The sequence below is a fragment of the Pseudidiomarina sp. genome, from assembly GCF_048267825.1.
Taxonomy (GTDB): domain Bacteria; phylum Pseudomonadota; class Gammaproteobacteria; order Enterobacterales; family Alteromonadaceae; genus Pseudidiomarina.
The window spans coordinates 48,109-59,952 of the sequence record NZ_JBLWWR010000008.1 but is presented as its reverse complement, the minus strand read 5'-3'; the positions used below and the strand labels follow the sequence as shown (position 1 = coordinate 59,952).

The following is an 11,844-nucleotide window of genomic DNA, read 5'->3' as shown; positions in this document are numbered from 1 at the left end:
CCACTTTGCAATAGCTAAGACAGGACAATGCTGTTGGCGTTAGTCACCTAACGACAGCAGCGTTGCGTTACCACCAACAGCAGTGATGTTGTTGGTGCGTGTTTTTTCCGTCACAAAACGTGCTAAGTAATGTGGGCCACCAGCTTTCGGGCCAGTGCCAGACATACCACGGCCACCAAACGGCTGCACACCAACAACGGCACCAATCTGATTACGGTTAATGTAAACGTTACCAACATCCATGCGGCGTGCCACGTCTGCAGCGAAGGTTTCGTTGCGGCTGTGAATACCAAACGTCAAACCAAAACCTGTTCCGTTAATGCTGTTAATCACATCGTCGAGTTCGTTTGTTTTCCAGCGAATCACGTGCAGGATAGGGCCAAAGTTCTCTTTGACTAACTGGTTAATGCTATCGATTTCGATGGCTGTCGGCGCCACGAAAGTACCGCCGTCAGTATATTCTGGCATGGGGGCACGAGCAATCAGACGTCCTGCCTGAGAAATATCATTGATGTGTTGTTCCAAGTTACTTTTCGCAACGCCATCGATAACTGGGCCAACATCAGTTTCATGGAAAATTGGGTCACCAACTTTCAATTCCGCCATGGCGCCCTTCAGTAGATCGATAATGCGGTCGGCAATATCATCTTGAACAAACAAAACACGCAACGCAGAGCAGCGTTGGCCGGCACTCTTAAATGCGCTGGCAACAATGTCCGTTACTGCTTGCTCAGGTAATGCGGTTGAGTCGATGAGCATGGTGTTTTGGCCACCGGTTTCAGCAATAAATGGCACGATGGCGCCAGTACGTGCTGCTAATGCACGGTTTATAGCTTGTGCAGTGTAGGTTGAGCCGGTGAAACAAACCCCGCCGATGTCTTCTTGCGACACCAAAAAGTTACCTACTTCTGCGCCGCTACCCGGCATAAAGTGCAATACATCGCCAGGAATACCGGCTTCAAGTGCTAATTGAACTGCACGGAATGCAATAAGACCCGTTTGTTCCGCAGGTTTGGCAATAACGCAGTTGCCGGCAACCAATGCTGCGGCAACTTGACCGACAAATATTGCCAACGGGAAGTTCCAAGGGCTAATACAAATGAATGTACCGCGGCCTTGTAACAATAGTTCGTTGGTTTCGCCGGTAGGCCCAGGAAGCGTGGTGTCTTCACCCATAAGCTCGCGCGCTTGCTGCGCGTAATAGCGACAGAAGTCGACAGCTTCACGGACTTCGTCAATGCCATCTTGCAAGCTTTTACCTGCTTCTACGCTACACAACGCAATCAGTTCGTTGCGGTTCGCTTCCATTAAGTCGGCAAGCTTCTCAAGCGACTTTGCGCGTACTTCAACATCAGTGTCGCGCCAGCGGCGGTAAGCGGCATTAGCACTTGTTAATGCTTGTTCCGCTAACGCTTTGTCGCCCCAGCAGATGGTACCAACTTGGTGATCAGTTTTTTGCGGGCTATGAATTGCCACGCGGTGATGCGCATCGACCACATCGCCATTTACAATTGGACCACCTTGCCATTGTTTGTCACTGTATTGGTGAACCGCGTTAATAAAGTCATCAGCTTGTGAGTGAATGTTCATATTCAATCCTAACGAGTTTTTCCGATCACTGAATATCTGCGTCGGTAATGGAATTTTGTTATTTGCAAAATGTTCATGCTTTAACATGATGCGTAGCGGGTGCTCAGTGAGCTCTGCCACAGGCGTCTGTGGGTCAACCAATTTATGCACGAACGATGTATTTGCGCCGTTTTCCAACAGTCTGCGTACCAAGTAGGGTAGGAGATCTTTATGGGCGCCAACCGGTGCATAAATTCGGACCGTGATATTGGAGTCTTGTTCCAGTAACGTGTCGTATAAGTCATCACCCATACCATGCAAGCGCTGAAACTCAATGCGGCGCTGGTAGGCTTTATTAAGGTCATTAATGGCAACCACAGTTTGTGCGTTGTGCGTGGCAAACTGAGGATAAATTGCGCCATCAGTGGCTTCACTGAGTAAGTAATGCGCACATGCCAAATAAGAAACGTCGGTGTTCGCCTTGCGCGTAAATACTGGATAGCCTTGCAGGCCGTTGACCTGGCAAAGTTTGATTTCGGTATCCCAATACGCACCTTTTACCAGACGCACGGGAATTTCGTCACCACATTCGCGTGCTAACGCAGTAACCCAGCACAGGGTTGGTAGCGCACGCTTGGAATACGCTTGCACCACCAGGCCAAAACGCGGCCAGCCCTTACAAACACCGCTGCGATAGACTTTCTCGAACAACTCGAGTGACAACTCCAGTCGATCGGCCTCTTCGGCGTCAATTGTTACGCCGACATCCGCTTCTTTTGCCAGCTTAACCAGCTCGGTAAGGCTAGCCGCCAGTTCTGTCAGAACCCGTTCATGGTTTGCTGCTTCATAGCGCGGGTGCAACGCTGATAGCTTAATCGAGATAGTCGGGCGCGGTGCATTTGGATTATTGAAATTTTCTTTACCAACAACTTTAATCGAGTTTACGTAGTCAGCATGATAGCGGCGCGCGTCGGCAGTGGTTAGCGCGGCTTCGCCCAACATGTCATACGAATGCGTGTAGCCTTTATCGCGGTTATTTCTGCTGTTTTTCAAGGCTTCTTGAATGGTGCGCCCTAAAACAAACTGGGTACCCATGATTCGCATTGCCCCATAAGTGGCTTTACGAACGACCGGTGAACTGAGGCGGCGAAGCATACGGCGAAATACACCACGCGGTGTTTCCATCGGCTGCCCAGTTGGATTGATGATGTTGTTGGTTAACGCCAAGCCCCAAGTGCCGCTATTCACCAGCCATGAGGCGCTTTGCCCCATATGCTGGTGCCAGTCGCCACCCGATAAGCGGTCTTGTATCAGTGCATCAGCAGTTGCCGCATCAGGAATGCGTAAGAGTGCCTCGGCAAGGCACATGAGAATAATGCCTTCTTTGGTATCTAAACTATATTCTTGAAGAAAAGCATCGACCCCACCACCGTCGGCACGGTCGCGTACTTTATTCACTAAATCGGCTGCCGCTTGGGTAACCGCGTCAAGATTGTTCTCGTCCTGCGGTAAAAGAGGCAACAGCTCACGCAAGTAAGCATCTTCATCGACGATATAGTTGTCGGTGATAGCTTGTTGGAGTCGACCAAGGTCGGCGCCGGTATACTGAGCCGCAAGTACTTCACTTGCTTTGAACATAGCATCTCCTGTTAGACTCAGCCCAAGGCTGGCGGTGACATATTTTGGGCGCCAGTATATGACTTTTTTGGCGCAGGTAAAGCTTGTCTGATCAGATTTTTTTTAATCGACAGAATCGCGCCCAAGGTGCAATTTTTAAGCAGTGCTGTCAAGCCCATTTCAGTTGACCCGCAAAGATACTGCGAGTACCGTATGAATGAAGCAAAATCAACGCGTAAGAGAGTACTTGTGAGCCAGGAAACAGAAATAAAACTACTGGTAGAACCAGCGCAACGAGAAGCAGTGTTGGCATTATGCCAACAATTGGCAAAAGACGCCAAACGTTCTACTTTGGAGTTAACGAATACCTACTTTGATACCCCTGATCTGCAGTTGCGACAACACGACATGGGGTTGCGTATTCGGCGCCGTGGCGATGAGCGTGAGCAAACGATTAAATTAGCGGGTAACGTTCTCGGTGGGCTGCACTCAAGGCCTGAATACAATGCGGTAATTACGCAAGACTCGCCTGATTTAACATTGTTTGAAGAAGACATCTGGCCAGATGAATTTCCGTTGTTTGATATTCAACGTGAACTCACTCAATTGTTTCGTACAGACTTTACACGTCATCGTTGGCATATACCGAGTGGCGATGGGGTTATCGAATTGGTATTTGATGAAGGCCAGATTGTCGCCGATGGGCAGTCACGGCCACTGTGCGAAATTGAGCTTGAAGTGCAGGGCGGCAACACCTCAGACGCTTATAAATTAGCCCGTCGTTTTATTACGCGAGTAAATGCCCGGGTAGGTAGTTTAAGCAAAGCCGCGCGCGGCTATTTGCTGGCGCAAAAATCAGTGCTTGAACCCTTTACACATGCGCATTTCGTGCATCAACAACCAACCGACGATGTCGGCACCGGTTTGTACCGGGCACTCTCTTACGCATTGCAATATTGGCAGCATAATGACGCTTGCCTCGCTGAGCAGCCCAGCGTGCGGGCAGTAGCTGGAATTACGGACGGTATTCGTCTTTGCAAAGTAGTGCTGCAGCAGCTGGCGCTGTTTGAATTAGACGTGACCGATCACATTGCTCGATTGGAACAAATGCTCGGGCATTTGGGGTGGTTAAGTCGGTATGACGGCTTAAATGAGTTGACCGCAGATGACGGTGCGTACCATCGCGCTTTAAAACAGAATCAAAAGTTATTTGATTTCATTGTGGAGCAGCAAGAACACGCGGTGCAGCTTGAGTTAGTAATTAATTTGAGCAAGCGCGATGATTATCAGCTGACACTCTTTGAGCTCGGTGAATTGTGTGCTGAACAACCGCGCCATGAGCAACTGATGCAGATACCACTCAGGCAATGGGCATCACAGCGCCTTCGTGATGATTGGCAGCAGGTGGTTGAGGCATTTACTAAGAATGATGAGTTACGCGCTGATCAATATTTAAAATTGTTACCCCAACTGCAAAGCTCGTTACAACTTGGCTATTGTGTCGGGTACTTATTTGATGCGGATGATCGCGAAAGTTTTCGTGCGCCATGGCAAGACATGATGCGCGGAATTCGAGAAATTATGGCATTAAAGTTATTGCGTGAAGCAATTAAAGACACCGATGATATCAATACCGAGAAGCTATTGAATTGGCAAGAAATACAACTCGAGACACTGCTGTACGCGCTTGAGCGTTCGCGGCGCTCAGCGTTGAAACAAGAACCGTATTGGATGCTTTAATCATGAAGGCTGCCGCGCGCGTTACAGCAATAAGCGAATTTATTGCGCGGACCGTCGAACAGCAGCCAGATGCAATCAGCTGGCAGGGCGATCAGGTCCAGCTACTTACACTGTCCGACTACCGTGAAACTCTTATTCAAGGGCTGCGTGAGTGTCGCGATGAAGCAGAAGCGCATTCTTTGGTAAGGCGGTTAAGGCAGCAATGGTATGCCAGTTTGGCTGCTGCTGATTTACTGGAACAAATTGAATTAAAGGATATGTTGGCGCACATCAGTGCGACGGCCGATGCGTTTATAGAACAGTCATTGGCTTGGCTCTATCCGCGATTTTGTGAGCGCTTCGGTACGCCGCGTGACGCGGAACATAACGCATTGCCTTTGCTGGTCATTGGTATGGGCAAATTAGGGGGCGGTGAGCTGAATTTTTCGTCAGACATCGACCTTATTTTTTGCTACCCGGAGCAAGGTGAAACGGACCACGCCCGCAAGCCTATCGAAAATAGTGTGTTCTTTACTCGGTTAGCACAGGCGTTAGTAACCATGCTGGACCAAACAACCAGTGATGGTCGGGTGTTTCGGGTTGATCTTCGTTTGCGCCCATTTGGTCAATCTGGGCCTGTCGTTGCGAGTTTGGCAGCACTTGAATATTACTACCAAGAGCAAGGGCGTGATTGGGAACGCTATGCCATGGTTAAAGCGCGCATTATTGGCGCAGGTGACGATTATCAGCAGCAATTATCAGCCTTATTAAGGCCTTTTGTTTACCGTCGTTACATTGATTTTTCAGCTATCGACGCGCTACGTAAAATGAAAAGCTTGATCACTCAGGAGGCGCGCCGAAAGGGCGTTGAACGAAATATTAAGCTCGGCGCTGGCGGTATTCGGGAAATCGAGTTCATCGCGCAAGCATTTCAGCTTATTCGTGGTGGCCAACAGCGCCAACTGCAGACACAGTCTATTTACCGCGCGTATGCAGCCATCGCAGAACTCGGCATTCTCACGCAGCAAACTGTTGATGAATTACTCGATTGCTATGCGAAGCTGCGCCGCATGGAACACGTCTTACAGCAACTCAATGATGAGCAAACCCAAACATTACCTGACGATGAAGAGCGCCAACAGCGCATCAGTCTTGCATATCAGCAACCGTGGCCAGATATCGAGAGCATGATTCGAACCGCCATGAACCGTGTGCATGGCCATTTCAAGCAAGTTATTGGTGATCCTGACGCCGAAGATGAAGAAGCTGGTGAACTGCAATTATTGTGGCAGGACATGATTGATGACGATACAGCAGTGGATGTATTGATCGATGTAGGGCTTGGTAAGGCCACTGCTCAGCTTGTTTGGCAACAAGTAAATCAGCTGCGCAAAGATGTCCGCAAACGCGGCTCTGGGCCACGTGGGCGCAAAGCAATGGCGCGGCTGGTACCATTGTTACTGGAGCGCATTGTTCAATTCGCCGATTCTGACTCAGTGCTGGAGCGGGTATTGCATGTTCTGCGCAAAATCATGACCCGCACGGCCTATGTCGAACTCTTGGTTGAGAACAGCGGTGCCCGTGAACAATTGATAAAACTGTGTCGAGCGAGCTCGTGGCTAACCCAACAAATAGCCTTGTATCCGTTGTTATTGGATGAATTGATTGATCCGCAACACCTTTATCAGTTACCTCAGCTTACCGAATACCCTCAGTTACTCGATGAGTTTATGTTGCGCCTACCTGAGCAGGAGATTGATCTTGAAGCGCAGATGGATGCTCTGCGCCAAGCTCGACAAGTACTTCAGCTTAAGGTCGCTGCGGCTGATATCAGCGGCGCGTTGCCGCTGATGAAAGTCAGTGACCATTTAAGTTATCTCGCTGAGGCCATCATCGCCAAAGTAGTCCGTCTTGCATGGTTCCAAATGGTTGAAAAGCATGGTGCCCCACCACAGCGGGATGCCGACAATATGGGATTTGCGGTACTTGCATATGGAAAGCTTGGTGGACTGGAGCTTGGCTATGGTTCAGATCTTGATTTAGTCTTTATTGCTGATTCGGACTATGAAGGTGAAACGAGCGGGCGCAAACCGATTGAGGTACAACAGTTTTATCTGCGCTTAGCGCAACGCATTTTGCATTTATTCACCACCCGTACAGTGATTGGTACCTTGTATGAGGTTGATATGCGTTTGCGTCCTTCAGGTAAAGCAGGTTTGCTGGTTACGCGATTCGATACGTTTGCCAGTTACTTGGCTGAAGATGCATGGACCTGGGAGCTGCAAGCTTTGGTGCGGGCGCGCCCTGTTTTTGGGTCACCAGAATTATGCCAAAAGCTGGTCGACCTTCGCCGCCAACGGTTGGGTGCTCAGCGCGATAACGATGCGTTAAAACAGCAGGTGATTGAAATGCGTGAAAAAATGCGCGGTCACCTGGAGGCCCGGGTTGAGGCTCAAGAGTTCGATGTTAAGCAGGGAGCCGGTGGTATAGCGGATTTGGAGTTCTTGGTTCAATATTTAGTGCTTAGATTTGCGCCAGACTATCCGGATTTAGCGGTTTATACTGACAACATTCGCATTATTGAGCAGGCTGGTCATTTAGGTTTGCTCACCGATTTACAAACCGAACAGCTCATATCAGCATATATTGCTGAGCGACAAGTTATTCATCAGTTGGCACTTGATGACAGGGGGAATGTGACCCGTCAAAATCTCGCCGAGCACCGCCACGCAGTTATCTCAGCGTGGCAGGCGTGGCTTGGTGACTAACCGTCGTAAAGACTCGGGTCATCAGGGTTCGGACGCGTTTTGAAACGACGATGTATCCACATGTACTGTTCCGGACGTTGCTGAATCGCAAATTCAATCATGCGGTTCACACGGGTGACATCAGCTACGTTGTCGCCAGTTGGAAAGTTTTCAAACTCAGGGTAATAGGTCATATCATAGCCCGTTCCGTCGTCGCGACGGAAGCACGTGACAGGCAGCACCGCACAATTGGAATTCGCTGCAAATAGCAACGTACCCGTCGTTGTACTAGCTTCTTTAACCTCAAATAACGGCGCAAACACAGTGCGTTTACGGCCGTAATCCTGATCAGGCAGGTATCCCGCAATTTCGCCTTGATTGAGCGCTTGCAGCATACTTTTTACATCGGTTCGTGGAATCATGTACTTATTTGAGCGCCCACGGCCTAATGTTTGTAAGTATTCCATCACGGCATTGTTGTGCGGGCGATACAAGCCTACCGCAGGTTTCACGAATCCATGCAGCCGGGCATGAACTTCTAAACTTAGAAAGTGAAAAAGCAGCAGCAATACGCCTTGACCATCTTTTTGTGCAGCCTGAAGATGTTCAATACCGTGCACATGCAACTTGCGGCGAATGCGCCAATCAGGCCACCACCATGCCATACCGGTTTCGAAAAAAGCGATGCCGGTATTCTGCATGTTTTTGCGTACAAGGAGCTCAATGTCGGTTGCTGACATTTTCGGGAAACACAATTCAAGATTGCGGCGCGCTATTTTGGTGCGACGCGGCAGAAAACGATACAGCAACCGCCCCAAACATCTGCCCATGCCGAGCTGCCAGCGATAGGGTAACCACGAGATGGTATAGAGTAAGCCGACACCAAGCCACGTTAACCAATACTTTGGTAAAAGAAAACGTGGCTCAAAGCTGGGTTTCTCAATTATTTTCATTAAGTAAGCTTGCGTTGATGGCAACTAAATCTTGTTCGCTAATCTGGCCTGAAGCTTGTTTCAGGGTTAAAGACTGGCGAATGTAACCATAACGTGCGCTTGATAGGTTGCGACGTGCGTTGTACAAGTTGCGCGTGCTATTCAGTACGTCAACAATGGTACGTGTGCCGACTTCAAACCCCGTTTGTGTTGCTTTTAGTGCGCTTTCAGCGGATACCACAGCTTGTTCAAACGCACGTATTGTCGCCATGGATGCAACAACATCGTAATAGGCGCTGCGAACACGACGTTCAACGTTACGGCGCACACCTTCAAGTTCTTGGCTTGAAGCAACGAAGTTTTCACGCGCCTGATCCACTTCTGATGACGTGCGGAAGCCGCTGAATAATGGCACGTTCAGTGACAACCCGATCGAGTTCGAATCCATGCGTGGCATATCCGTTTCCATGCCACCAGCAGTTGTTGTGTTGTCATTGGTCGAATAATCGGCAGACAATGAAACTGTCGGTAGGTGGCCGTTTCGGGCGAGATCGATTCGTTGTTCACTGATTTCAACAGCGACGCGCTGAACCAACAACTGCAGGTTTTTATCTTCTGCAATTTTTACCCATTGCTGCGCATCTTGTGGCATCGGAGATTCTGGCGAGAAAGACTCGGTATTCAATTCAGCGAGGTCTTGATGATAACGCCCAGTAATTTCGCGCAGTGATTCTTGCGCTATTTCGACCGCATTTTTTGCTTGGATTTCGGAAGCAACCGAGGTGTCATATTGAGCTTGCGCTTCATGCACGTCAGTGATGGCCGTTAAACCAACAGAAAAACGTTGTTTGGTTTGTTCCAGCTGGCGCTCAATTGCTTTTTTCTCAGCGGTTGCAAACTCGAGGTCATCTAAACGTTCCAATACGGTAAAGTATGCGTTCACGACACGAATCATTAACTCTTGGCGTACACTTAAATAATTCACTTCAGCCTGATACGCTTGTTTCTCACTCAGTGCTGCACGGTCCCAAACATTCATGTCAAAAACTGTTTGAGATAAGTTCACACCCGCATTCCAGCCGCGACTTTCTGAATCGACGGTAACAAATTGTTGTGAGGTTGGATCAAACTGCGGACGTTCAGATTCAGAACGCGCGTAACCAGCAGAAAAATTCACTTGCGGCCAAAAGGCGGAATTACTGATATTGATGCCTTTTTGCGCAGCGCGACGTTGCGCGTCAACTTGTTGTAAGGTTGGATCGTTTTGCAATGCAAGTTGGAAAACTTGTGCAAGGTCGTCGGCGTAGGCAACACTCGATGTTGCGCTGATGGTTAAGCCAACTAATACTGATAATACGTGCTTTTTCATGGGCTAGGGTGTCCTAATTATCTGAAAGCATTATCTTGTCAAAAACTTTGCCAAAAACTGGCCGCTATTTTACATACACACGTGAATGTTTACTAGTGTACTTTTAAACACGCTAAATTGCATTGCGCCAGTTGCAACAGAATGGGTTCAAGTGTAACTAATTATGTGCCAAAGCGTGCTTTTTTTACAATTGTTATGAATCAAATTAGCGCTAAGTCGAGTACATAAGACGTTAAACAACAGCAAAAGGTTGAATGTGCAAAAATATAATCAAAGTGATGTGAAAGTTATTCAGAAGCAACCACTTCGTGAAGGGTTTCTTAATGTGTTCAAGTTAACCTTGCAGCATCGGCTGTTTGACGGGAATTGGTCCGCGGTGTTTGAGCGCGAAGTCATGGACCGCGGGCACGCTGTGGTGGTATTGCCTTACGACCCGCAACGCGATGCTTTGGTGGTGCTGGAGCAGTTTCGCGTGGGTGCACTCAATACAGACCAATCACCTTGGTTGCTTGAGTTTGTAGCAGGCATGTTCGACAGCGATGATGAGTCACCAGAACAGGTCGCTCATAGAGAGTTAGCAGAAGAGTCCGGATTAACAACCGATAGCTTGCATTATGCACTGACCTATCTGTCAACACCGGGCGGATGTACCGAACAAATTTCGGTTTATATTGCGTTGGTCGATAGTAGCAATGCATTGCGCCACGCTGGCTTGGAGACTGAAAACGAGGACATCAGAGTTCACGTATTGCCATTTTCTGACGTAGTCCAGTTGTTAGAGCAAGGAAAAATTAACAATGCAGCCAGTGTGATTGGGCTACAATGGTTGCAATTACACAAACGTCAGTTTGAGGATGTATGACTACAGACGTTAAGCTCCGACGCTACAAGTTTGATTTGGCCGCTCTGCAGCGCTTAGCGGCAATGAATTATGCTGCTTTGAGGCCTCTTGTTGAAAGTGTCAGACAGTCGGGTTCATTGATCATCAAAGTGGGGCATCAGCTCCGCTTTGCTTTAACCGTGTTAGAAGCAGCGCCGTACACCACGGAAGTTCGCATTGAACAGCAAGCGTTAGTGCAACAATTGCCAGGATTAAAAGAAACGCAATTGGATGTCCGGTTGTACCATGATGCGCAATTGGCGGAGGTTATTCGCAGCCAGGGAGTAGCGCGGCTCCAGGCCAGTTACGATGTGCCTAACCCGAAGATGCATCATGCCGATGAAAAACACCAAGTGAACTACTTTTTACAGGAGTGGATACAGCTGATTCGAGAGCGTGGCCACCTGCAGGAGATTTAACCGTTGCTGCTTTACTTACATGGATTTGAGAGTTCACCACAAAGTTTAAAAATCATTCAGACACAACAGTATTTAGCTGCACGAGGCGTGGATGAGCGAATACTTATTGCGCCGCAACAGCCGGTGAAAATGGCGGCAATACGTGACTACCTTGATCAGGTGGTTGCTCATCAGCCGTTAACCGCAGTTATGGGCAGTTCCCTCGGTGGATTCTGGACGCATTACGTTGTGAGCGAAATTTGGCGCGTTCAGCAACGCAGAGTACGCGGCGTGCTTATCAACCCTGCGGTAAAGCCCTACAGCTGGATGCCGGAAGAGAGCATCGAACGGCAGCATCCTTATACACAGGAAATCTATCACCTTGATATGAGTGATCGTGAGGTGTTGATGGATGTCGAGCGTCAATTTGATGAAAAGGCTGATTTATTGGTTTTATTACAAGCTGGTGACGAACGTCTCGATTATCGTCAAGCCCGTGATTACTATCAGAATCAACGTATGATCGTGGAGCAGGGGGGCGATCATAGTTTTGTTGATTTTCCTCGCTACCTACCCGCGGTGCTTGAGTTTCTAAACGTCCTGTAACAGTATA

The 11,844-nt window shown here is 48.7% G+C and carries 7 protein-coding genes and 1 pseudogene; 5 read left to right on the top strand and 3 right to left on the bottom strand.

Features of this window, described 5'->3' with window-relative positions:
* Nucleotides 1-39: 39 nt before the first annotated feature.
* Nucleotides 40-3,207 carry a bifunctional proline dehydrogenase/L-glutamate gamma-semialdehyde dehydrogenase PutA gene (gene putA, locus ACN0UN_RS08115; RefSeq protein ID WP_417659527.1) on the bottom strand — a complete coding sequence of 1,056 codons (3,168 nt, stop codon included), beginning with the start codon at nucleotides 3,205-3,207 and terminating at the stop codon, nucleotides 40-42.
* Nucleotides 3,208-3,435: 228 nt separating this feature from the next.
* Between putA and ACN0UN_RS08110 the strand changes: the two genes are divergently transcribed.
* A complete protein-coding gene (locus ACN0UN_RS08110) occupies nucleotides 3,436-4,926 on the top strand; it encodes an inorganic triphosphatase (protein WP_417659526.1) in 1,491 nt (496 codons plus the stop codon).
* Nucleotides 4,927-4,946: 20 nt separating this feature from the next.
* Nucleotides 4,947-7,673: pseudogene (gene glnE / locus ACN0UN_RS08105) on the top strand (bifunctional [glutamate--ammonia ligase]-adenylyl-L-tyrosine phosphorylase/[glutamate--ammonia-ligase] adenylyltransferase); the annotation flags it as partial.
* On the opposite strand, the gene lpxL reads toward glnE, so the two are convergent.
* Together lpxL and tolC are read right to left on the bottom strand one after the other, a co-directional pair.
* Entirely contained in the window at nucleotides 7,670-8,599 is a 930-nt protein-coding gene (lpxL, locus tag ACN0UN_RS08100; protein ID WP_417659567.1) for an LpxL/LpxP family Kdo(2)-lipid IV(A) lauroyl/palmitoleoyl acyltransferase, read from the bottom strand. The pseudogene glnE and the gene lpxL overlap by 4 nt on opposite strands.
* Nucleotides 8,592-9,953, bottom strand: a complete 1,362-nt coding sequence (tolC, locus tag ACN0UN_RS08095; RefSeq protein WP_417659525.1) for an outer membrane channel protein TolC — start codon at nucleotides 9,951-9,953, stop codon at nucleotides 8,592-8,594. The genes lpxL and tolC overlap by 8 nt, the downstream gene beginning before the upstream one ends.
* Before the next feature lie 256 nt (nucleotides 9,954-10,209).
* Between tolC and ACN0UN_RS08090 the strand changes: the two genes are divergently transcribed.
* Genes ACN0UN_RS08090 through ACN0UN_RS08080 form a run of 3 tightly spaced genes read left to right on the top strand, consistent with a single transcriptional unit; the run spans nucleotide 10,210 to nucleotide 11,837 of the window.
* Entirely contained in the window at nucleotides 10,210-10,815 is a 606-nt protein-coding gene (locus ACN0UN_RS08090) for an NUDIX domain-containing protein (RefSeq protein WP_417659524.1), read from the top strand.
* A complete protein-coding gene (locus tag ACN0UN_RS08085; protein ID WP_417659523.1) occupies nucleotides 10,812-11,252 on the top strand; it encodes a DUF1249 domain-containing protein in 441 nt (146 codons plus the stop codon). Before ACN0UN_RS08090 ends, ACN0UN_RS08085 begins: the two co-directional genes overlap by 4 nt.
* A gap of 3 nt (nucleotides 11,253-11,255) precedes the next feature.
* Nucleotides 11,256-11,837 (top strand): YqiA/YcfP family alpha/beta fold hydrolase, encoded by a 582-nt coding sequence (locus tag ACN0UN_RS08080; RefSeq protein WP_417659522.1) that lies wholly within the window; start codon nucleotides 11,256-11,258, stop codon nucleotides 11,835-11,837.
* The last annotated feature ends 7 nt before the right edge of the window (nucleotides 11,838-11,844 follow it).

Excerpts from the sequence above, each read along its gene's own strand:
- ACN0UN_RS08085 (WP_417659523.1), top strand. The coding sequence starts at position 10,812 with ATGACTACAGACGTTAAGCTCCGACGCTACAAGTTTGATTTGGCCGCT.
- tolC (WP_417659525.1), bottom strand. The coding sequence starts at position 9,953 with ATGAAAAAGCACGTATTATCAGTATTAGTTGGCTTAACCATCAGCGCA.
- putA (WP_417659527.1), bottom strand. The coding sequence starts at position 3,207 with ATGTTCAAAGCAAGTGAAGTACTTGCGGCTCAGTATACCGGCGCCGAC.